This window comes from Agrobacterium sp. AGB01 (genome assembly GCF_014851585.1).
Classification (GTDB): Bacteria; Pseudomonadota; Alphaproteobacteria; order Rhizobiales; family Rhizobiaceae; genus Agrobacterium.
In genome coordinates this window covers 196,389-220,548 of the sequence record NZ_JACVAB010000006.1, presented here as the reverse complement: position 1 = coordinate 220,548, position 24,160 = coordinate 196,389, and the positions used below count along the sequence as shown (strand labels likewise).

Genomic DNA, 24,160 nt, shown 5'->3' with positions numbered 1-24,160 from the left:
TTAAGCAGCAAAACCCTGTCTTGGGAAGGGCTATTCAGCGCCAAAGCGTTCGCTTGACGGAAGACCAATCGGTTGAGATCAGGAAATAAGTCCGTAGCGGAATGCCAGAGCGATGGCATGTTGGCGATTGCGGGCATGGAGCTTGCGCTGAATGCCGTTGATATACCAGTCGACGGTATGGCTGGAGATCGACAACTCTTTGCCCATTTCTGGGGACGTCATGCCCTTTGACAGCAAAATCAGAATATCCATCTCTCTCTGGGTGAGACGAATTTCCGGTGGCAGCGGCATGTCCAGCGGTGCAGCATCGTCCTGTGAGAGTTCCAGAAGGCGCCAGAAGGTGGCGCGGGCAGCGGCATCAAAAAGTGCCAATTCCGAAGGCGCCATGTCGCCCGGTTCGCCTGCAATCCAGACGCTGCCCAACAAGCCGCCACGGCCGTGGATCGGGAAGACATATCCGTCGGTCATGCCGTAACGGGCACTATCTTGAAACAATCTGGCAATACGCTTGCGATATGCGGTTGGCTTGAACGGGCCAACGCTATTTTGCCATCTGAACGGACGATGGGAAGAGGCCAGCATTTTGCGTGTCGGATCGATCAGCGGGTATTTGCGGCTGTAATAATAATCGCGCCAGCCCTCCGGCAGTTTTTCGCCGAGAGGAGTGCCAAGATCGTCCACATCGTCCTGCGAACGCTTGAAAAATATGAAAAACTTGAAGTTATACTGTTCCAGAAGGCGTCCGAAACCAGTCAGAAGTTCTTCTCTCGTGTCGGCTTCCGAGCAGATGAAAAGAAACTCATTTATATGACGCATGACGATGCACGTCCCGAAATTGGCATAAATCCTACATAACTATGGACCCGAACCGTTTTTTGGTGACGTCATGTTACGCAGGTTAGACCGCGGTCAGGTTTCACCCCATTTGGTTATCAATACCTAAAACACAACGGCTAAATCTTGCCATGCTCTCCAGGAAATACAAACCATTGAACCATCAAATGCTATGAGTTGTGCGGTTTATTTGATAGTTCAGCACAGGGACTTTTTTTGAACTTCGCGTGCGATTTGCGCGTGCACTCGAAGGCGAAAAATGAATACCGGAGTTTTTAAGCCGGCATCATGAGGATTGGATACGAAATTGACACTGTTTCAGGTTTACGCAAGAGCCCTTCGTTATCTCGCAGAAAACCGTTTGCGCGTCGGGATCGTTGTGATCGCCAACGTCATCCTGGCGGCAATCAGCATTGCCGAGCCTATTCTGTTCGGTCGCATTATTGATGCGATTTCGAGCGGCAGTGATGCAACCGGCATCCTGATGATCTGGGCGGCCTTTGGTGTTTTCAACACCATTGCCTATGTGCTGGTGGCGCGTGAGGCCGATCGGCTGGCGCACGGACGGCGCGCTACACTGCTGACAGAAGCCTTCGGGCGCATCATTTCCATGCCGCTGTCCTGGCACCAGCAACGTGGTACTTCCAATGCGCTGCACACACTTCTGCGCGCCAGTGAAACCCTGTTTGGCCTATGGCTGGAATTTATGCGCACACACCTGGCAACGGCCGTTGCCCTGCTGCTGCTTATTCCAACAGCCATTTCCATGGATCTGCGTCTCAGCTTCGTGCTGATTGCGCTGGGTGTGGTTTACTGGATCATCGGCAGAATGGTCATGCAGCGGACCAAGAATGGTCAGGCTGCTGTGGAAAAACACTACCACACGGTTTTTTCGCATGTCAGCGATTCGATCAGCAACGTCTCCGTGCTGCACAGCTATAACCGGATTGAAGCAGAGACAAAGGCACTGAAGGGCTTTACCGAGCGCCTGTTGAGCGCACAGTATCCTGTTCTAGACTGGTGGGCGCTGGCCAGTGCGTTGAATCGCACGGCATCCACCGTATCGATGATGATCATTCTGATTATCGGCACACTTCTGGTTCGCAGCGGCGAACTGCGCGTTGGCGATGTCATTGCCTTTATCGGTTTTGCCAACCTGCTGATTGGTCGTCTTGATCAAATGCGTGCCTTTGCGACACAGATTTTCGAAGCCCGCTCCAAGCTCGAAGACTTCTTCACGCTGGAAGACAGCGTGAAGGACCGTGAAGAACCACTGGATGCCAAGGATCTTGGCCATGCGGCAGGCACGGTGGAATTCCGCGATGTGTCCTTTGATTTTGTCAATACCACACAGGGCGTTCGCAACGTCTCATTTATTGCGCAAGCGGGGCAGACAATTGCCATTGTCGGGCCAACCGGCGCCGGTAAAACCACGCTCATCAACCTGTTGCAGCGTGTATATGATCCCGGTCAGGGCAAAATCCTCATCGATAATATCGACATCTCGACGGTGACGCGCAAATCCTTGCGCAACAACATTGCCACTGTGTTCCAGGATGCCGGTCTTCTCAACCGCAGTATCCGTGACAATATTGGTCTTGGCCGCATGGATGCGACGGATGCCGAGATTGCTGAAGCGGCGACAGCGGCGGCGGCGACCGATTTTATCGTTGGTCGTTCGGAAGGGTATGACACCCATGTTGGTGAGCGCGGTAACCGTCTGTCGGGTGGTGAACGCCAACGTGTTGCGATCGCACGTGCCATTTTGAAGAATGCGCCTATCCTGGTTCTCGACGAGGCGACCAGTGCGCTTGACGTTGAAACGGAAGCTCGCGTCAAGGCGGCCGTCGATACGCTGCGCAAGAACCGCACCACCTTCATTATTGCTCACCGTCTTTCGACCGTGCGGGACGCTGACCTCGTGCTGTTCCTGGATCACGGACGCATCATTGAAATGGGTACGTTTGATGAGCTGAGTGCCCGTGACGGCCGCTTTGCATCGCTTCTGCGCACCAGTGGCATCCTGGCGGAAGAGGGCAATCGCCAAACGGCTCCTGCCTTGACCTGATGGGTTTAAACTCAGCCATCTGTCGATTGTCATTAATCTGAAAACCTCCGTTTGCGAACGGAGGTTTTTTTGTGCCGTCCATCACAGGCTGTCTGGTCGGCCAGAACCTCCGCATTGCTGGCTGGTATTGAGCGCCCCTCATTTGAAATACGCAGGCTGCAGACAAAAAAGAACCGCCACCCTTGCAGGTGGCGGTTATCGTCTGAGATTCGTCCTCATCCCGAACTGGTTTCGGTTCGGGCAAGAGACTTAGCCGAGCTTGATTGTACGCTTTGCGGCGTCCAGTGGCTTGCCATCCACCGAGACAGTCACAGTATCGCCGGAGCGGTTAACCGTGATTTTGCGGACCTTGCCATCAACGTTGATGTCGGCAGAGAAGCCATCCCATTCCTGCGGAATAGCAGGATTGATGTGAAGCTCACCATTTTCACGTCTCAGGCCAAGAATGCTTTCGACGGCTGCGCGGTAGAGCCAACCGGCAGACCCCGTGTACCAGCTCCAGCCGCCACGACCGGCAAGAGCGCCTTCGCCGTAGACGTCAGCCGCCACGACATAAGGCTCGACGCGGTAATGTTCTGCCGACGTGGCATTGGTCGCATGGTTGACCGGGTTCAGCATCGAGAAGCATTTCCATGCATCCTGCGTGCGACCAAGTTTGGCCAGCGCCATCACAACCCAAGTGGCTGCGTGGGTGTATTGACCACCATTCTCACGCACACCTGCCGGATAGGCCTTGATATAACCGGGATCCTGATCGGTCTTGGATAGGGGTGGTGTGAACAGGCGAATGATGCCTTTTTCACTATCCACCAGCTGCTCAAGCACGGCATTCATGGCTTGCTGCGAACGGGCATCTTCACCTTCACCAGACAGGACGCTCCAGCTCTGTCCAAGAGAATCGATACGGCATTCGTCGCTTTCAGATGAACCGAGTGGCGTACCGTCGTCGTAATATCCACGACGGTAGTAGCTACCGTCCCAACCGGCTGTTTCGAGTGCTGTACGCAGTTGATCGCGATGGGTTTTCCATGCTTTGGCGCGTTTATGGTCGCCGCGCTGTTCGGCAATACCGATGAAGTCACGCAACGTGCCAGCCAGGAACCAGCCAAGCCACACGCTGGTGCCGCGTCCGCTGGTGCCGACACGATTCATGCCATCGTTCCAGTCGCCGCCCAGAATGAGTGGCAGACCGTTTTCGCCGGTACGAGCAATTGCCAGATCAAGCGCCAGCGCCGCGTGTTCATAGAGACTTACGGTTTCGCTCGAAACTTCAGGCTCAAAGAATGCGTCGTGCTGACCTGGCAGAAGCTGCTGGCCTTTCAGGAACGGGATCTGTTCCTCAAGGATAGCGGTGTCGCCCGTTGCCGACAGATACTGGTTGATGGCGAAGCCAAGCCAGACAACGTCGTCCGAGATCAGTGTCCGCACACCCGCGCCGCTGTTTGGCAGCCACCAGTGTTGAACGTCGCCTTCTGCGAACTGGCGGCCAGCTGCGCGAATGATCTGGCCCTTGGCCAGCTCCGGCTGCTGAATGAGGAAGGCAAGTGTATCCTGCAGCTGGTCACGGAAACCAAATGCGCCGCTCGACTGGTAAAAGGCGGTGCGTGCCATCAGACGGCAAGACAGGGCCTGATAGGGCAGCCAGCGATTGACCATGTGGTTAAACGCCTTGTCTGGCGTTTCAACCTGCAGGCGGCCGGTAAAGTCATTCCAGAAATCGCGGTTTGCTTTGACGGTTGCGTCAAAATCCGTCGCGCGAATATCCTTGACCAGTGCCTTGGCAGCGTCCGCATTGTCGGCGTCGCCAAGATAGAACAGGACACTCTTTTCTTCGCCCGGCGCCAGTGTCAGATCCTGGCTCAGTGCTGCGCACGGATCCCCATCCTGCTCAATGCTGCCGGAAAGGTTTGCACCTGTTGCCGCACTCTTTGGTTTGACAACACTACCATGGCGACCGATGAACTCGCGTCTGCTGGTCGAGTAGCCGGCTTTGCTGCTGTCTGACGCAAAGACGGCGAAGTTGCCGCTATAGTCAATGCTGTAAGCATTGGTTGCCAGCAGTGCACCGGTTTCTTCGTCATGCGAACTCAGGATGAAGGGTGCGGTTTTCTGGCGATTATTGCCAAGCACCCATTCAACATAACCATAGGTCCGCAGGCGGCGGGTTTCGCCGCCGGTGTTCTTGATGGTCAAGCGTGACAACTTGACCGGATGATTGCGGTCTACCGTCTGCGTCAGGCCAAGCTTCAGACCATTGTCTTCAACCGTGAAGCTTGAAACGCCAAAGCCGTGGCGGGCTTCAAAGACAAGCTCCGGATTGCGTGACAGCGTGGCGAGCGGGCTGTGCAGTTTGCCACTGTCCAGATCAGTCACATAAAATGCTTCGCCCGGACGGTTGCTGACCGGATCATTCGACCATGGTGTCAGCTGATAGTCGCGCGAATTGCGACTCCAGCTAAATCCTGCGCCTTCTGCTGAAATGTGAAAACCAAAGTTTTCATTGGAGATCACATTGATCCACGGTTGCGGCGTCGACTGACCGCCGCGCAGACGCACGATGTATTCGTCACCAACCTTGTTGAAGCCGCCAAAGCCGTTCCAGAAATCCAGATCGCCCTTGTCGTCCACGGCTTGGGCTGCCGGGAACTGCTCGGCGGGCAGTGGAACAATGCTGTCGCTGCCATCTGGTGTGCGGTGCGCGGCGAACAGCGACACTGCACGGTTGACCTGATCGACGATCTTGCCATTGCGGGCGTGGAGGACAACGCGTGACGCAGCCAGCAAGGCTGCCCATGTTTCCTCATCCGTCAAATCTTTGCGGACGGAGAAGACATGCGGTTTGCCGCCATCTGCCGGGTTGATACGGCGCTGTCCTTCGGAAATGACATCCAGCGCGTGCTGCATGTCTTGCGCGTAGGAGGTGGCGCGTTCATTCACGATTACCAGATCGAACAGCACACCGCGCGAACGTAGATATTCATGGGCACTGAGCGCCTCACGCGCAATTTCCATGTCCATGTCATCATTGATGCGCAGGCTGAAAATCGGATAATCGCCCGAAATAGACAATGGCCAGAGCTTGCGTTGCGAAGCGAGCGTGTTTTGCACAGTCGCCGCATCAATGCGCATGTGCATGTCGGGATAGACCAAATAACGTCCGAGATGCTGGAAGGCGGCAGCCTGCTGCGAGGTAACGCCAACGTGGCGCATCTGCACCTGGGTTCTGGTCCAGGCATGAACCAGCTCGTGGGCGAAGGCATCCGGGTGACGGTAACGGTCAATCGCCTTGTCGACTTCTTCGCGGCTTGGTCCAGCAATCGTCCAGAAGATGATGCTGACTTTCTTGCCGGCCGGAACGCGGACAATACGGCGCAGAGACAGGATTGGATCGAGCGTAACGCCGTCCGAACCTGAAAGGCTTGCGCCGGAATCAAAGGCTGCAGCCTCCCCAAGCGTTCGGCCACGGCCGATAAAGCGTCTGCGATCTGTTTCGAATTCTGTCGGACGCGATGTACCGGTGGTGTCGGCTGTCAGGTGCGCAATAACGGTGCCCGGTTCATTCGGGGTGCGTTTATTGCGCCATGCCCGAATGACGTCGCCACGACGGCCGATTTCGGTTTGCAGGAACATGCGTGAGAAGACAGGGTGTGCGTTGTCATCGTCTTCTGCACCAATGACCGGCTCCATATAGGACGTCACTTCGATGTAACGGTCTTCCGAACCAACGTTCAGCAATGTTACACGGCGCCCTTCGGCATCATGCTCGGTGGCGACAATGCACTCGACGGTGCTGGTCAGGTCGCCTGTGGTCTTGTGGAACTCGGCCTTGTCATCGCTGAACACGACCTTTGTCTTTTCTCCCTCTGCTACTCTTGGTTCCGTGGTGGCGCTCCACCATTCGCCCGTCGTCGTGTCGCGTAGGAAGATGAAGGTGCCCCAACGGTCTTCAGTCGGATCGGCTTTCCAGCGGGATATGCCAAGGCCGTTCCAGCGGGAGTAACCCGAACCGGTGGCGGTTAGCATGGTCGAATAGTGACCGTTGGACAGGAACACAACTTCGCGGTCCTTGATGGCTGGATCTGTCACGGTGCGCACTTCCGAGCGCAGGAGATCTGCCTGTTCCTTGCCGGGTGTTTCCGGCTCGTATTTGGCGCTCATGACAGGGATTTCGCGCGGTGCCTTTTCCTGCAACAGCAGTTCCGCGGCTTCGATAACCGGATCGGAATGGAAAAGTTCACGCAGACGGCCGTCAAACACCACGTTGGCAATGGCTGCAATCGACATGCCGTGGTGGTGGGCATAGTAGTTGTAAACCACGGCGCAGGTCTTGCCATCTGGCACGCGGGTTGGCGTAAAGTCCACGGCGTCGTGGAAACCATATTGGCCAAGTGCGCCGAGTTTACGCAGCTTCTCGAGGTTTTCGAGCGCTGCTTCCGGATTGTACTGGCTCGCGAGGATCGACGCATAAGGTGCGATCACCGCGTTCTGGCCAAGACCACGTTTGAGACCGAGGCTCGGCACACCAAAGTTGGTGTACTGGTAGTTCATCTGGTGGTCGCGGGCGTTAAAGGCCGCTTCAGAAATGCCCCATGGCGTGCCGAGGCGGCGACCGTGGTTCATCTGTTCAACAACCACCAGATTGTTGGTCTGGTTGAGAATGCCACCCTGACGCTCCTGCATGACCAGTGGCGGCATCAGGTATTCGAACATGGAACCCGACCACGATACCAGCGCGCCCTGCGCACCAACCGGCACGACCTGACGGCCAAGACGGTACCAGTGTTCGGTTGGCAGGTCGCCCTTGGCAATGGCGAACAGGCTGGTCAGGCGGCATTCGGACGCCAGAAGGTCGTAGCAGGCTTCGTCCAATTCCTTGCTATCTGCGCGGTAACCAATCGAAAGAAGACGACGATCCTTGCGATAAAGGAAGGTAAAGTCCATCGAGAAGGCGAGGGAGCGCGCGCGGTCACGCAGAGCGGCCAGTCGCTGACGCACCGGTTCAATATTGGTCAGGTCGAAGGCGCTGTCGGAGATATGTGCTTCACAGACATTGACCAGAAGTGCCGCCCAATGGGTGACTTCGGCGCTCTGTGTGGAATCGACCTCGTGATCAAGGTTGAAAGCGAGTTTCTGGATGTCACGTGCCAGCACAGCAAGATTGATGACGCGGATCGATGCAAACTCGTGTTCGCGCTTGACCGATGCCAGAGCATTGGCAAAGCCGGTGATGCGCTCTTCGAGACGGCGGTGCAGCGGTCGCAAGTTCTTGCGATCGTCTGGCAGGGACTTGAGGCATTCCTGAAGGATACCAGCGACGTCGCCAATACCATCAAGGTTGCCCTGAAGGTGAGCGGATGGCGCTTCGCACCATTCACGGCACGCAGACGACACTGCAATCAGATGGCCCGCAAGGTTGCCGCTGTCCACCGCCGAAATATAGTGCGGGCCAAGAGGCGCCAGCGTATCGGTGTGGTACCAGTTAAGCAGGTGGCCGCGGTATTTCTCCATGCTTTCGACCGTGGTGATGGTTTTTTCCATCCGGTCGATGGTGTCTGCAAAGCTGATCCAACCGAAATGACGGGCCGAAATCACCGACAGCAGATAAACGCCGATATTGGTCGGAGACGTCCTCTCGGCAATCAACGGCTGCGGAGTTTCCTGAAAGTTGTCCGGCGGCAGGTGGTTTTGTTCAGGGGTGACAAACTCTTCGTAATAACGCCATGTCCGACGCGCGATCTTGCGCAGTTCGTCAGAGACGTGATCGGCCACAAATAGACGGTCTTCGGTTTCAGCCGACTGGCTGACATACCAGGCGACGACTGGAGACAATACCCACAGCACAGCAAATGGAATGCCGACGAGGAAAGCGTTGTCGCCCGGCAGGGCTGCAAACAACAGACCCAAAAGCGCGATAACCGGTGCATGCCACATGGTGCGGTAATAGTCGGCAATACTGCCCTGCGCGCTGGATTGCACGCTTGCCGCCGTTTTCCATTCCAGCATCAGCTTGTGGCTGACAAACAGGCGGTAAAGCGAGCGACCAATCGCGTCGGTCATCATGCAGGCGGAATCAGCAATAAAAACGATACGCAGCGCAACCTGCGCGTTGGTGGCGCGGATTTCAGACCAAAGCGTATGGAAATGCGCGCGCGGAATGATGTCGGTGCTTGGCGGAACAATGCCCGAAAGAATGGACAGGGTCGGAGCCACAAACAGCGAGAAGATCAGCAAGATCTGCCAGATCAGCGCGCCGAGCGGGTCCATGAAGTACCAGCCGAGAACAGATGCGAAGAACCATGCGATCGGCGTCAGCGAGCGACGCAGGTTGTCGATCATCTTCCAGCGGCCAATGGCTGTCACACCACGCTTGGCTTCGAGAATGTAAGGCAGCAGCTGCCAGTCGCCACGTGCCCAGCGATGCTGGCGCGATACTTCCACTTCGTAACGGGTCGGGAAATCTTCAACCAGCTCAACGTCGGTAATCAGGGCGCAGCGCGCAAACGAACCTTCGAGAAGGTCGTGGCTGAGAACGGCGTTTTCGTCCACCTGACCCTTAAGGGCGGTTTCAAACGCGTCAATGTCGTAAAGGCCCTTGCCGGTAAACGTGCCTTCGGCGGTCAAGTCCTGATAGACGTCCGACACGGTAAAGACGTAAGGGTCGATACCACGGTTGATCGAATAGACGCGCTGGAACACCGAAGCGTCTTTGCCGGTGGTCAGGGATGGCGTCACACGCGGCTGCAGAAGGCCGTAACCGTAGATGACACGTCCGGTTTCTGGATCGTGAACCGGGCGGTTGATCGGGTGGTGCATCTTGCCGACAAGCTTGGTAACTGCTTCACGCATCAGGCGTGTGTCGGCATCAAGCGTCATGACGTAACGAACATCGAGCGGTACATTTTCGAGACCTGCGATAAAGCTGGTGTCCTTGTCGCCGCGCAGAAGCAGGTTCAGTTCGTGCAGTTTGCCGCGCTTGCGCTCCCAGCCCATCCACACGCCTTCGGACGGATTGTAGAGACGACGGCGGTGGAAAATGTGGAAACGCTGGCCGTCACTGTATGGGTAACGCGTATTGAGACGCGCTATTTCCTTGCGGGCATAATCCAGAACTTCCTGGTCGCCGGCCATTTCCTCGGTCTTGGCGTCACGCCAGTCGCTGATCAGCGCAAAGGAAATCGCGCCATGCGGGTTGGCGAGGTAATGGACTTCGAGGTTACGCACGAGTTCATCGACGCTATCGCGGTTGGTAATCAGACAGGGAACCGCAACAAGCGTGCGGGCATCCTGCGGAATGCCTTCCTTGAACTCGTATCCGACAAGTCGGAACGGCTTGACGAACAGCGTGACCAACGTGTTGAACAGGCCCGTTGCACCTTCGGATGCTGGCAGAGAAAACATCAGCAGGAAGGCAAGAATGACGTACCATTCCATGCCGGCGCGACCCAGCAGCCATCCGGCCACGGTCATGGCAAGCACTGTCAGCAGAACAACTGGAACCGCAACTGCCATCCAATGGAATTTGCGCACCGAACGCACGACATGCTGGGCAATCAGCGGGCGATAGCCAATGGCTTCCTCCAACTCCTTGCGGCGGCGTCCAACCAGGAATGTGCCGACGTTAGGAACATGCGGATGGTGTTCATTGGCCTGTTCCGCTGCGGTGACCATGTCGACCGCCAGCTGCGCCACTTCTACCTCTGTCTTGCCGGAGCGGCGCGCCAGTAGCTCGATCGTGTTGCGGTAGGTGTTGCGCGAACCGAAATCCAGAACGCTGTAATCCGTGTGCTCACGCAGCACCTTGTCGATATGGCTGACCTCTTCAAACCATACAGACCATTCGGTATCGTCGATTTCACGCAGGCTCTTGACGATGTTGCCCATCGTCACGTTGCCAGAGGCGAGGCGGTTATGCTCCGCCATCATCACTTCTTCGGCGTCTGTACCGGCGCTGATCAGGCGCTCTTCCAGCCAGGAAACGGCGAAACCTGAGCTCTGCGAACCGTTGCGCAGGCGATACAGGAACTGGGTCGCGAAGGTGCGATCTTCAGCGAAACTGTCGATGCGTTTGAGAACCTCGACGGACGCTTCTGGGTCATTCAGGCGAATGATCTCGTCGGCAACCTCATTGGCCTTCTGGCGCATGCGACGCGAGCGGTCGACGCGAAACGCGATGCGGCGCAGGTTCTCGATAAGCACAAAACGCAGGATGGACGGAAGCGCCCACAGCTCGCCGATCTGCAGGGTATTTGTGGTCTGGTAACCTTCAACCAGTGCCGTCAGGCTTTCACGGGAAACCGTGCTGTGCGTGTGGGCAACATAAAGCCATGCCAGCGCCATGACGCGTGGAATAGTGACATCACCGATCTGCATAGTTGGAAGCTGGCGATAGAAGCGTCGCGGGAAATCGCGCCGAACTTCCTGAATGGCTTCCTCGATGACGTAGTGATTGTCCAACAGCCATTCGGCGGCTGGCGTGATCGTTGCGCCATTTTCCACATCGGCCGCTGTTGCGCGATAGACACGTAAAATCTCCTTTTCATTCTCCCGGTGGCGGGCGAAGAAATCGAAGCTCATGAACCCAGGGAGGTCACTTGCACCGTCCCGCGACAGAGAGGCGCCATATGCATTCAGCTCCTCCATAGCAAGATAGTCAGAGCGGATCGAATCGTTGTGATCGATCTGCTTGCTCTCGGCTTCACGGGCGGCGGCTTTCGGCGTGATATGGAAGGACATCGGCTCGTAATTCTGTGTGATGAAAGATTTAATTGTTTACCCGCTTCGCAACACCAAAAAGGACTTTCGGCGTTGCTTGGGCAGGCCAGTCTACAGTCTGAACGAAAATATGGATTATTTGTTCAGCCAGTCATTAATTCAGTACAACTCTGCTTTCCCATGATAGTGGCATTTTTGGGTCGCAGTGTCGGAAATCGTTGAATATCAGTCGTTTGAGGCAAGCGCATTCTTCAGGACAAACTGCCCCAGCAATCGCGTGCGATCTGGCGAACTCCCCCCAAGCCAACATGGTTTTCCGGTTTTACCTTCGTGATCATCATTTCACTCGTAAGGGCGTTTATCCGCCTGTAGCAAAAGACCAAACCGGACCATTTACAGTTCCATGCCACCTGTTGCGTTTGGATGCAAGAGTTGAATCATTTCAATGGCCTTGGCCCCTTTGCATGACAAAACATAGTCGGGGCCGCAAAGTCATTTTTGCCCCGCTGCTTTGGTGATATTCACGGACCATGTAGAGGCCTTACAAGCCTGTCCGGATGCTGCTAAAGCTTCATCCTTCAGTGTGTCGGATCTCGATTGTCCATGCACATGTTCGTAAGACTGAATAAATCGGAAGCAGATCATGACGCGCCAATTCTTCGTTTCGCAAAAATTTGCAAACCACATGCCCGACGTGGTTGCCACGCGACAGCATTTGCACCGGTTTCCTGAAATCGGGCTTTCGGAATTCAAGACCTCGGATTTTGTCGCGGAACAGCTGGTGGCTCTGGGCTATGAGGTAACGCGCGGTCTGGCCGGTACAGGTGTTGTCGCCACTCTTCGCAATGGCAGTTCCACGCGTTCTGTCGGTATCCGGGCGGATATTGACGCGCTGCCGATTCATGAGGAAACCGGTGCCGAGTATAAGAGCGAGCATCCCGGTGTGATGCATGCCTGCGGACACGATGGTCATACGGCAATGTTGTTGGGCGCGGCCAAGATCATTGCCGAGCGCCGCAATTTCGACGGAGTCGTGCACCTGATTTTCCAGCCCGCCGAGGAAAATTTCGGTGGGGCCCGTATCATGATTGAGGACGGCCTGTTCGAAAAATTCCCCTGTGATGCGGTATTTGGCCTGCACAATGATCCCGGCCAACCTTTTGGCAAGTTTATCCTGCGTGAAGGACCGCTGCTGGCGGCCGTCGATGAATGCACCATCACCGTAAAGGGTTATGGAGGGCATGGAGCCGAGCCCCAGGATGCTTCAGATCCGATCGTGGCGGGTGCAAGCATCATCATGGCGTTGCAGACCATCGTGTCGCGCAACATTCATCCGCAGCTGCCGGCCGTCGTGACGGTTGGGGCGTTCCATGCCGGTGTTGCCAGCAACGTCATTCCCGAGACATCGCAGATGTCGCTGACCATTCGTTCCTTCGATCCTGCTGTACGTGATGAGTTGGAAAAGCGCATTCGACTGATCGCAGAAGGACAGGCCGCAAGCTACGGCATGAGTGTCGATATCGACTATCTGCGTGGTTATAACGCCACCATCAATCACAAGGTTGAAACGGATTATATTTTTGATCTGGCTCGACGTTTTGCCGGCGAGGACAATGTAGCCGAGATGCCGCGCCCCTCCATGGGGGCTGAGGATTTTGCCTATATGCTGGAAAAGCGACCGGGTGCGTATTTCTTCCTGGGCAGTGCACGCACTGAAAACGATCCGCCGCTTCACCACCCGAAATATGACTTCAATGATGACATCCTGCCAATTGGCACCGCGTTCTGGGCAGAACTTGTCGAGGATTACCTCAAGGCGTAAAGTGATCTTGCGGACAATAAAAAGGCCAGTTTAACAACCGGCCTTTTTTAATGGGAGGATTTTTTAAAAAAACTATTAGGCGAACAGTCCGCAGACCACAGCTGCAACAAACAGGAAGCTTGCGCCGACAAGTGCACTGTTGAGCGTGGTGCTCCAAGTGCTACGGGGTGTAGACGATGTCGAAAAAGTTTTGACTTTCTCTGCCTTCATATAGGTCATCGCGGTTTCCTCCATTGTGGCTTTGCCGACTGTTAACAAAGATTAATCTTATCTCTACCAATTGTGTAGAGATAAATTTTCAAGCATGCGGCCCCTTCGGAAAAATACTGATGTTTTTGGCCCTGATCGAGCAAAGCCTGTCCTCATCTCCGTCTAAAGAACGCCGCTTGGCCTAGTCGGTTCCGTCGCTGGCTCATTTGGCATAAAGATTAAGGCTGCCCGATCCATCAGGCGTACCGGGAGAGTGCGTCGCGCATGACGTCCGGCTCGACATTGCCGCCCGACGCGACAACAATAACTTCGTCACCAGAAAGTGCATTGCCGCGAAAAAGTGCGGCGGCAAGTGCCACGGAACCACCGGGCTCCAGCACGATTTTGAGACGTGTGAATGCCAAGACCATGGCTTGCAAAGCTGCTTCTTCAGTAACCACGATTCCCTCACCACACAGGGCTTTCATGATCGGAAAGGTGATGTTGCCCGGTTGCGGTGTGATGATGGCGTCGCAGAGTGAACCGGCCAATCTGCCATTTCTTTCGATCTGACCGCTTTTCAGAGAGCGGGTCGTGTCATCGAAGTCTTCGGGTTCGCAGGGGCGGGCGGTCAGGCCCGGTGCCTTGGCCTCCAATGCAAGTGCAATGCCGGAGGTCAGACCACCGCCACCGCAAGGGATCAGGACGTCAGCTTTTTGAATGCCCAGTTCTGCCGCCTGTTCTGCGATTTCCAGACCAACGGTACCTTGGCCCGCAATGACCTGAGGTTCATCGAAGGGTTTGATCAACGTCAGTTGACGCTCGCTGGCCAGACGGGCGCCAAGCGCATCACGATCATCCTTGGCACGATCAAACAGTACCACTTCTGCGCCAAATGCTCTGGTATTGTCTCTTTTTATCTTCGGAGCATCTGCCGGCATGATGATGACGGAGGGTACACCATGCAGCGCTGCGGCATGAGCAACACCCTGCGCGTGATTACCAGAGGAAAAGGCAATAACGCCGCGGCTTCGAACATCCGGATCCAATGCTGAAACGGCGGACCATCCTCCGCGGAATTTGAAAGAGCCGGTTCGCTGCAAACATTCCGCCTTCACAAGGATTTTTCGCCCGGCAATCTCATCCAGAAAGGGTGAGGAGAGCAATGGTGTGCGGCGCGCCTGATCTCCAATACGCTGACGTGCGGCTTCAATCATTGCAATACTGGTCATGCGGGAGATCCTTTCAGGCGGGGATGGGGCACGGGGTAGGTCGGCAAACCATAAGACGGTTTTTCGGCCAGTCAAACCGCAAAAGGATGACGCTTTTCAGCTTGCCAAACGAAAATCCCCGGCGCTTGGCCGGGGATGGTCTTGTCTCATAATTCGTAGGCGGATCAGGCCAGAGTGTAAGCGGTCTTCACAGTGGTGAAGAATTCCGAAGCGTACTTGCCCTGTTCGCGAGGACCAAAGGACGATGCCTTGCGTCCACCGAACGGAACGTGGAAGTCCACGCCTGCGGTTGGCAGGTTGACCATGACCATGCCAGCTTCAGCATTGCGCTTGAAGTGGGTGGCGTGCTTCAGGCTGGTGGTGGCGATACCGGATGCCAGACCAAACGGCGTGTCGTTGGCAACAGCCAGCGCTTCGTCGTAGTTCTTGACGCGGATAACAGCAGCAACCGGTCCGAAGATTTCTTCCTGCGAAATACGCATGTCGTTGGTGGCTTCGGTAAACAGCGCAGGCTGCAGGAAGAAGCCGGGGGTGTCGCGCTTGAGCACTTCGCCACCGAAGGCCAGCTTTGCGCCTTCCTTCTTGCCGATTTCAATGTAATCGGTGTCCTGCTTGAGCTGCTTTTCATCAACAACCGGACCAACATGGGTGTCCTTGTCGAGCGCGTTGCCAACGTTGATCTTGGCAAGACGTTCGGTCAGGGCGGCCACGAACTTGTCGTGGATGCCTTCGGTTACGATGATGCGCGAAGATGCCGTGCAACGCTGGCCGGTGGAGTAGAAGCCGGAGTTTGCAGCAGCTTCAACGGCAACGCCGAGATCAGCGTCGTCGAGAACGACGAAGGGGTTCTTGCCACCCATTTCAAGCTGGAATTTACGGTTGAACGGCAGTGAAGACGCTGCAACGCGCTGGCCAGTGCCTGTCGAACCGGTGAAGGTGATGCCAGCAAGGTCCTTGCTGTCGAGCATGGCCTGACCAACAACCGAGCCACGGCCCATAACGAGGTTCAGAACGCCCTTCGGCAGACCTGCACGATGCAGGATGTCGACGATGGCCCACGCGCAACCTGGAACCAGGTCGGCAGGCTTGAAGACGATGGTGTTGCCGTAGCACAGTGCAGGCGCAATCTTCCAGGCCGGAATGGCGATCGGGAAGTTCCACGGTGTGATGATGCCGATAACGCCGAGCGGTTCGCGTGTGATTTCAACACCAATGTTCGGACGTGCGGACGGAAGAACCTCGCCGGCCAGACGCAGTGCTTCGCCAGCAAAGAAATCAAAAATCTGCGCAGCGCGGATGGTTTCGCCGATACCTTCAGCCAAAACCTTGCCTTCTTCGCGAGCCAAAAGCGCGCCAAGTTCTTCCTTGCGAGCAAGGATTTCGTCCGCAGTCTTCTTCAGAATGCTGTGACGCTCCAGAATGCCGGAACGCGACCATGCAGGGAATGCTGCCTTTGCCGCTGCGATAGCAGACTGGGCATCTTCAGAAGAAGCCTGCGCGTAAAGGCCAACAACTTCGTTGGTGTCAGATGGATTGATGTTCTGCGAACTGTTGGTTCCAGTCCACTCACCGGCAATAAGATTTTGATAGATGGTCATTTAAAAACATGCTCCCTGTTCATGCTCGGACCTTGCGGTCAATGATTGTGCCGCGGCATTTTCTCGGCGATCCGACGAAAATCTGCTGCACCTTCCAGAATTGCACCATCCGAAAGCTGGGTAACCGACTTTCGATAGATGCGCTGCCACGGCGTGGCATCTGCCGGAACCGGAGGGATACCATCAGCCTTGCGGCGGGCAATCTCCTCGTCCGGGACGAGCATATTGCATTCTCCGTGGTTAAAGTCGATGCGGATAATGTCTCCAGAACGCAACCAAGCCAATCCGCCACCCGCCGCACTTTCAGGTGATGCGTTGAGAATGGAAGGGCTGTCGGCGGTGCCGGACTGACGTCCGTCGCCAATGGTCGGCAGGCTGGTGATACCCCGCTTCAACAGTGCATCCGGTGGCTGCATGTTGACCACTTCGGCAGAGCCCGGCCAACCGAGCGGACCAGCGCCCCGAATAACCAAGATTGTGCGTTCATCGATATCCAGCGAAGGATCGTTGATGCGGGCGTGATAGTCTTCAGAGCCGTCGAATACCACGCATTTTCCTTGGAAAACCCCTTCATTGCCCGGCTCGCTCAGATAACGCTGGCGGAACTCGTCGGAGATAACGCTGGTTTTCATGATGGCGAAATTGAACAGATTGCCCTTCAGAACAAGGAAACCTGCACGCTCTTTCAACGGTGCATCATAAGGCAGGATAACGTCACGGTCGGTTGCTTCGCGGCCTGACAGGTTTTGCGCCATCGTCTTGCCGGTAACGGTGCGACAGTTGCCATCCAGTTTTCCGGCTTGCAGCAGTTCCCACATGATCGCCGGCGTGCCGCCTGCGCGGTGGTATTTCTCACCCAGCCATTTGCCTGCCGGCTGTACATTGGCCAGCAATGGAATGTCGTAACCGTGAACTTGCCAGTCCTCTTCCTTCAACTCGACACCGGCATGCTGCGCCATGGCAGCAAGGTGCGGCTGGGCATTGGTGGAACCACCAATGGCGGAGTTGACGCGAACGGCATTGAGGAAGGATTCGCGGGTCAGGATGTCCGATGGCTTGATGTCTTCGATGACCAGTTCAACGGCGCGTCTGCCTGTACGGTAAGCCATCTGGCCCCGCTCGCGGTAGGCGGCAGGAATGGCGCCGCAGCCGGTCAACGACATGCCGAGCGCTTCAGCCATGGCGTTCATGGTTGATGCTGTGCCCATGGTGTTGCAGTGGCCGACCGACGGTGCCGATTCCAGCGCGGCCTCGAGGAACTCTTCGCGGGTGATTTCACCTGCACCGTATTTGCGGCGCATACGCCAAATCACCGTGCCGGAACCAACCAGATCACCGTCATGATATCCGTCGAGCATTGGGCCACCGGACAGCACGATGGCCGGAATGTCGACCGTGCTGGCTGCCATTAGCGCAGATGGCGTAGTCTTGTCGCAGCCGGTGGTCAGAACGACGCCATCCAGCGGGTAACCGTAGAGAATTTCGACCAGACCAAGATAGGCAAGGTTACGGTCGAGGGCCGCTGTCGGGCGTTTGCAGTTTTCGAAGATCGGATGGGTGGGGAATTCGATTGGAATGCCACCAGCATCCCGAATGCCGTCGCGCACGCGCTTGACCAACTCAACATGGACGCGGTTGCATGGGGTCAGGTCGCTGCCGCTCTGGGCAATGCCGATGACCGGCTTGCCGGAACGCAGTTCTTCCGGCGTCACGCCGTAGTTCATGAAGCGCTCGAGATAGAGCGCTGCCATGTCGATGTGATCGGGGTTGTCAAACCAGTCCTGCGAACGCAAGCGGCGTTTTCCGGTAATCTCTTGGGCCATGGCGCAGCTCAGTCCTTCTGACGGTTGTTCAGTTTTTCAAGGTGGATCAGCAGACCGCTATGATCGATATCGGCGCCGCCGTCATTAACGAAGTCGGCAAATTCCTGCCTAACCTGTGCCGTCAGCGGCAACTCAAGCGACAGTTGTTCCGCCATGGCCATGACGCCATTGAGGTCCTTGAGCTGGAATTTGGAAGGACCGCCGGGCACGAAATTACGCTTCACCATGCGCTCGCCATGCAGTTCCAGAATGCGGCTTTCGGCAAAACCGCCACGGATAGCATTGCGGAAACCTTCGCGGGATGCGCCACCGGCTTCCACCAGCATCATTGCTTCCGCCACAGCTCCAATCGTTACGGCAACAATCTGCTGGTTGGCGAGTTTGCAAAGTTGGCCTGCACCGGACGGACCAACATAAGTCACGCGGCCCATGGCAGCAAAAACATCTGCCAGGCTGGCAACGATTTTCTCGTCGCCGCCGGCCATGATGGCCAGCGTTCCAGCGGTCGCGCCGGGAACGCCACCGGATACTGGAGCATCGATGTGAGCTAAGCCGATCTCCGCGAGTTTGCCGGCATGTTCGCGGGCAATCGGTGGAGCAATCGAGCTGCTGTCGATAATGACCGCGCCTTTTTTCAGAGCGTTGGCAACGCCCTTCTCAAACAGCACTTCACCAACGGCCTGGCCGTCGCTCAGCATAGTGATGACAATGTCCGCGCCCGTGGCAGCCTCTGCCGGGGAGGGAGCCAATACTGCACCGTGAGTGACAAGTGCCTCAGCCTTTTCAACGCTGCGGTTCCAGACACGCACGGTAAACCCGTTCTTCAACAGGTTGTGAGCCATCGGCCCGCCCATAAGGCCGGTGCCGATAAACGCGATTGTTGCTTTCCCTCCCGCGTTGCTCATCAGATGTTTCCACCCAGTTCGTCGTCGATATGGGCGCGAATGATCTCTTCGAAGGAGTTTTCAGCGGTGAAGCCGAGTTCGCGTGCGCGCTTTGCTTCAAAGCCGGGTGCCCAGCCATCGCACATGCGCATGATCATTTCGTTCGGTTCGCGACGGATGAGGCCAACAGCCTTTTCACCGGCAACCTTGCGCAGTGCTTCGATCTGTTCGCCAACGGTGGCGCTGAGGCCCGGCATGGAGATGTTGCGGCGTGGACCAACCTTTGCAACGTCGATAGTCGCGCCATGGATGAGGAAGCCGACGGCAGAGCGCGGCGAAGCGTGCCAGTGGCGAACGCTTTCTGGAACCGGCAAGACTGCTTCCTGACCAACCAGTGGCTCGCGCAGGATGTTGGAGAAGAAACCGGATGCTGCGGCGTTTGGCTTGCCGGGGCGAATGCAGATGGTTGGCAGACGAATGCCGATACCTTCAAAGAAACCGCGACGGCTGTAATCGGACAGCAGAAGTTCGCAAATTGCCTTTTGGGTGCCGTAGCTTGTCAGCGGTGTGGTGTGGAACTCGTCGGGGATCGGATAAGGCAGTGGTGCGCCAAATACCGCAATCGAAGAGGTGAAGACGACGCGTGGCTTGTAGCCATCTTTGCCGTTGGCAATGCGAATGGCATCAAAGAGATAACGAGTCCCATCAAGGTTGATGCGGTAACCCTTGTCGAAGTCCAGCTCTGCTTCGCCCGATACGATGGCAGCGAGGTGGAAAATCACATCAGGACGGCTTTCAACCAGCTTTTCAGCTTCGCCTGACGCCGAGAGATCGGCGGCGCGGGTCTCGACTGCGCCGTTGAAACCGGCTGGCTTTTCAGGCTGAATGACGTCGAGCAGAGTGAACTTTTCGATGGTCTTGCCATCCAGAGCGCCATCACGAACCAGGCGTTCAGTGAGTTTGCGGCCAACCATGCCTGCCGCGCCGATAATTGCAATATGCATTAATGCCTCCCTTTGCGTGTTCCAGCCTTAACCGAATCCCTGGCTTGAAACACTTTGATTGATGTATCGTGAGAAAATATCTTGTAGGGTTGTCTGATAACCTTATATGGTCGGTTTGAAAATAGTATTTTTCACGCATCGCCAAAAACGACACGGCGATCGCCGCATCTGATGCGTGGGGCAGGACAGTCATTATAGAGGGTATAACATGGCCGATGCGGTTAGCGGGACTGAAAGCCTGCGCGAGAAGCTCAAGGCGGTGCTGGGCGAAGGTTTGCTTTTGACGGCGCAGGAAGACATGCAGCGTTATTGCAGCGATTGGCATGGCGACGTGAAAAGCTCTGCGGTTGCCGTGATCCGGCCCCGTTCGACGGAAGATGTATCGGCAGCCGTCCGCGCTTGTGCCGAGCTTGGTCTGGCAATCATCCCGCAGGGCGGTAACACAGGTCTGGTTCTCGGTGGCACGCCTGATGATCCTGCCCGCCAGGTCGTTATGAGCCTTGAACGTATGAATGCCATTCGCGCCATTGATGCGGATGATTTTTCGGCTGTCGTTGAAGCCGGCTGCATTCTGTCTGAATTCAAGGATGCCGTTGCCGAACAAGGCATGTTCTTCCCGCTGTCGCTTGGTGCGCAGGGCAGCTGCCGTATGGGCGGCAATGTCTCCACCAATGCCGGCGGTATCAACGTCCTGCGTTATGGTATGACACGTGAGTTGGTGCTTGGTCTTGAGGTTGTGCTGCCGGACGGAACGATCTGGAACGGCCTTTCGACCCTGCGCAAGGACAACCGTGGTGTTGACCTCAAGCAACTGTTCATCGGTGCAGAAGGTACGCTTGGCATTATCACTGCGGTTTCGGTCAAGCTTTATCCGAACCCGGAACACGTCGAGACAGCTCTTCTTGGCCTCAGCTCGCTGGATGATGCCATCAAGCTTTACCGTCGTGCGCGCCGCGAATGTTGTGACCTGATGTCTGCCTTCGAATTCATGCCACCTGTCGCCTTCACACTGGCAATCGAAGCTATTCCGGATCTCAAGATGCCGATCGCGGGCGACTATCCAGCCTACGTGCTGATGGAAATTTCCGGTTCCGGTCTGGTGGATACGGCTGACCTGATGGGCCGTTTCCTTGAAGGTGTGATGGAAGATGGTCTGGTGTTGGACGGCGTTATCGCGTCTTCGCGTGCACAGGCGCAGTCGCTATGGCTGTTCCGCGAAGGCATGAATGAAGGTCAAGCGCTGCGCGGTGCGCATATGCGTACTGATATCTCGGTGCCGCTTTCCAAGCTCGCTGAATTTGTCGCTGAGGCAGAAGCCGAACTGCACGCAAAGCTGCCTGAATGCCTTTCCGTATCCTACGGCCATGTCGGTGACGGCAACGTTCACCTCAACGTTCTGCCGCCGGATGGCTCTAGCCGCGAAGAGCGTGATGCTTACATCTACAAGTCGAAGGTGCTGGTGAATGAGGTTCTCGACCGTTACGTCGGCAGCATCAGTGCCGAGCATGGCATCGGTCGCTTGAAGCGCAGCGATTTCGAGGCACGTCTGCCTGAAGTTCAGCGGACTATGATCATGAACTTGAAAAAGGCGTTCGATCCGGAGTTTCGAATGAATCCCGGTTGCCAGATTACCCTGCAAGCGGATAGCTAATGCTCGGAGGAATTCGAGAGCGGCTCTTACGGGCCGCTCTCGAGCAAATATGACGGCAGGCTCGGCTTGCCTTTCCGTTCAATCGTCGCCCCCGCAAAGGGTGCGAAGCTTTAAGGGCTGGGAGGCCGCATGTCGCTCGAATTCAACCAGATTCATCGCAATGAACATTTGCCCGGCAGAATCGCCGCCGAAATCACGCGCGAGATTACCGAATCAAAATTGGGGCCGGGCGACAGATTGCCGACTGAGCACATTCTGGCGAAGACATTTGGTGTCAGCCGTTCTGTGATCCGCGAAGCAATTGCCCAGCTGCGTAATGAAGGTTTTGTCGAGACCCGTCAGGGTGTCGGTGCCTTCGTTACCGATCCACGGCAAAGGCTTTCGGTGCGCATTGAGCAATCTGCGCTTAATGATCCGGAAAACTTCCGTGATCTGATGCAGCTTCGCATGTCGCTAGAAATCGATGCGGCCGGACTTGCAGCCCTTCATCATAAGCCCGAACATCTGGAAAAATTCGACAAGGCTATCTACGGCATGCGCAATGCTATAGAGTGGTCGAAGGACGGCGTTGAAGCCGATCTCGACTTCCACCGCGCCATGGCCGAGGCGACGGGGAATGAATATTTCCTGATTTTTCTGGGCTTTATCGCCCAGCGTATCAGCCTGGCGATCAACACCGCATTTTCACGCGCCGTGTATGGAGAAATCCTTGAGGTCACCATCAATGAGCATGTGATTTTGCGTGAAGCTATTGCATCGCGAAATGTCGTGATGGCACGTGACGCGATGCGTAAACATATCATGGGTGCTGCCAAGCGGCTAAACATCGATCTTGACGTGTTCTGACAGTTGAATTTTTTCAATATCTTGTCAGACCGGTTTGACTTTGGGGCGTGATAATCGTCAGAAACTGTCGACAGCTTTTGTTGCAAGTGCAATAACGCGACGCACAATAAAAATTAAGGCTTACGACATTTTCTGGGCGATGCGCTGGACTCGGCTCAAAAGTCATACTATGAAGATCGTTAAAGCTTGTCAGACATCCAGACAATACGACTGCTTGGAGTGCAGCCGCTGGAATTGCCTGGGTGGGAGGAGAACAATATGACTGACCGTTTGTCGATCACGACAGATATGATTTTGCCTGAAGATGCTGCAACTGCCGTACTGGTTGGTCGCGTCTGGTCCAAGGCTGCCAATGGCCCTTGCCCTGTCGTTCTGAAAGACGGCACCCTTTACGATATTACCAAAATCGCACCTGTCATGTCCGAGATTCTCGAAAAGAAGAATCTTGTCGAATTGCTGGCGGATGTCTCCGCCTTCCCGGCGTTGGGCGATTTACAATATTTCCTGGATGGCGTTTCCGGTGAGCTTCTTGCTCCAAACGACCTTCAGGCCGTCAAGGCAGCTGGCGTTACTTTCGCCGACAGCATGCTGGAACGTGTCATTGAAGAGCAGGCCAAGGGTGATCCGCTGCGTGCGCAGGAAATCCGTGGCCGTCTGGCACCTGTGCTGGGTGACAATCTCAAGGGTCTCGAAGCTGGTTCTCCCAAGGCCGCCGAGGTGAAGGCCCTTCTTCAGGATATGGGTCTGTGGTCGCAGTATCTCGAGGTCGGTATCGGCCCGGATGCTGAAATCTTCTCCAAGGCTCAGCCCATGTCCTCCGTTGGCTGTGGTGCGCTGATCGGTGTGCATCCGAAATCGCAGTGGAATAACCCCGAGCCGGAAGTGGTTCTGGCGGTAACGTCCGACGGTCGTATCGTCGGTGTTGCTTTGGGTAATGACGTCAACTTGCGCGACTTTGAAGGCCGTTCAGCCCTTCTGCTCAGCAAGGCGAAAGACAACAACGCGTCCTGCTCGATTGGTCCGTTTATCCGACTGTTCGACGGCAAGTTTACGCTTGAAGATGTCAAGAAGTCGCAGATTTCTCTGGTTGTTGAAGGTGAAGACGGCTTCACCATGACGGGCGTCAGCCCAATGGAAGCCATCAGCCGCACACCGGAAAATCTGGTATCGCAGCTTCTCAATCGTGATCATCAGTATCCTGATGGTGCGGTATTCTTTCTCGGCACCATGTTTGCTCCGGTCAAGGATCGTCATGGCCCAGGCCTTGGTTTCACCCATGCAAAGGGTGACCGAGTAGAAATCTCCAGCCCGAAGCTTGGCAGGCTCATCAACCGGGTTGCCTCGACATCCGATTGCCCGGAATGGACATTCGGCACCGTGGCGTTGATGCGCAATCTGGCCGGGCGTGGCCTTCTTTAAGGACTTCGGGTGTTCCAGCGAACACCCGTTTTTCTCATTCTCAGTTTAGTAGCAGTGCGTTTTTGAAAGCATCCTGGA

At 55.9% G+C, this 24,160-nt stretch carries 13 protein-coding genes; 5 read left to right on the top strand and 8 right to left on the bottom strand.

What is annotated here, in order from left to right; all coding sequences use genetic code 11:
- Window positions 1–78 precede the first annotated feature (78 nt).
- Complete coding sequence (locus IB237_RS20170) at window positions 79–816, bottom strand: LuxR family transcriptional regulator (protein ID WP_192490508.1); 738 nt, start codon at window positions 814–816, stop codon at window positions 79–81.
- 325 nt (window positions 817–1,141) lie between these two features.
- Here IB237_RS20170 and IB237_RS20165 point away from each other — a divergent pair, with 325 nt between their 5' ends.
- Window positions 1,142–2,902: a glucan ABC transporter ATP-binding protein/ permease gene (locus tag IB237_RS20165; protein WP_192490507.1), complete on the top strand. Its 1,761-nt coding sequence runs from the start codon at window positions 1,142–1,144 to the stop codon at window positions 2,900–2,902.
- A 249-nt stretch (window positions 2,903–3,151) separates the two neighbouring features.
- Here the strand turns inward: IB237_RS20165 and IB237_RS20160 are convergent, their stop codons facing one another.
- Window positions 3,152–11,635 carry a GH36-type glycosyl hydrolase domain-containing protein gene (locus tag IB237_RS20160; protein ID WP_192490506.1) on the bottom strand — a complete coding sequence of 2,828 codons (8,484 nt, stop codon included), beginning with the start codon at window positions 11,633–11,635 and terminating at the stop codon, window positions 3,152–3,154.
- Window positions 11,636–12,257: 622 nt separating this feature from the next.
- Between IB237_RS20160 and IB237_RS20155 the strand changes: the two genes are divergently transcribed.
- Window positions 12,258–13,436, top strand: coding sequence for a M20 aminoacylase family protein (locus IB237_RS20155; protein ID WP_246788131.1), 1,179 nt, complete (start codon window positions 12,258–12,260; stop codon window positions 13,434–13,436).
- A gap of 75 nt (window positions 13,437–13,511) precedes the next feature.
- Here the strand turns inward: IB237_RS20155 and IB237_RS20150 are convergent, their stop codons facing one another.
- The 6 genes from IB237_RS20150 to denD all read right to left on the bottom strand — a co-directional run bounded on the left by IB237_RS20150 (window position 13,512) and on the right by denD (window position 20,166).
- On the bottom strand, window positions 13,512–13,655 hold the full coding sequence (locus IB237_RS20150) for a hypothetical protein (protein ID WP_192490505.1): 144 nt from the start codon (window positions 13,653–13,655) through the stop codon (window positions 13,512–13,514).
- A 227-nt stretch (window positions 13,656–13,882) separates the two neighbouring features.
- Entirely contained in the window at window positions 13,883–14,857 is a 975-nt protein-coding gene (locus IB237_RS20145; protein WP_192490504.1) for a threonine/serine dehydratase, read from the bottom strand.
- Between the two features lie 164 nt (window positions 14,858–15,021).
- On the bottom strand, window positions 15,022–16,455 hold the full coding sequence (locus IB237_RS20140) for an aldehyde dehydrogenase family protein (RefSeq protein ID WP_192490503.1): 1,434 nt from the start codon (window positions 16,453–16,455) through the stop codon (window positions 15,022–15,024).
- A gap of 38 nt (window positions 16,456–16,493) precedes the next feature.
- Window positions 16,494–18,278: an IlvD/Edd family dehydratase gene (locus IB237_RS20135; RefSeq protein WP_192490502.1), complete on the bottom strand. Its 1,785-nt coding sequence runs from the start codon at window positions 18,276–18,278 to the stop codon at window positions 16,494–16,496.
- 8 nt (window positions 18,279–18,286) lie between these two features.
- A complete protein-coding gene (locus IB237_RS20130) occupies window positions 18,287–19,183 on the bottom strand; it encodes an NAD(P)-dependent oxidoreductase (protein ID WP_192490501.1) in 897 nt (298 codons plus the stop codon).
- On the bottom strand, window positions 19,183–20,166 hold the full coding sequence (gene denD, locus IB237_RS20125; protein ID WP_192490500.1) for a D-erythronate dehydrogenase: 984 nt from the start codon (window positions 20,164–20,166) through the stop codon (window positions 19,183–19,185). Before denD ends, IB237_RS20130 begins: the two co-directional genes overlap by 1 nt.
- Before the next feature lie 208 nt (window positions 20,167–20,374).
- Here denD and IB237_RS20120 point away from each other — a divergent pair, with 208 nt between their 5' ends.
- From IB237_RS20120 to IB237_RS20110, 3 genes are all read left to right on the top strand, one after another.
- Window positions 20,375–21,817 (top strand): FAD-binding oxidoreductase, encoded by a 1,443-nt coding sequence (locus IB237_RS20120; RefSeq protein ID WP_192490499.1) that lies wholly within the window; start codon window positions 20,375–20,377, stop codon window positions 21,815–21,817.
- Between the two features lie 129 nt (window positions 21,818–21,946).
- Window positions 21,947–22,663 carry a FadR/GntR family transcriptional regulator gene (locus tag IB237_RS20115; RefSeq protein WP_192490498.1) on the top strand — a complete coding sequence of 239 codons (717 nt, stop codon included), beginning with the start codon at window positions 21,947–21,949 and terminating at the stop codon, window positions 22,661–22,663.
- A gap of 258 nt (window positions 22,664–22,921) precedes the next feature.
- Complete coding sequence (locus tag IB237_RS20110) at window positions 22,922–24,082, top strand: fumarylacetoacetate hydrolase family protein (protein WP_192490497.1); 1,161 nt, start codon at window positions 22,922–22,924, stop codon at window positions 24,080–24,082.
- Window positions 24,083–24,160 lie beyond the last annotated feature (78 nt).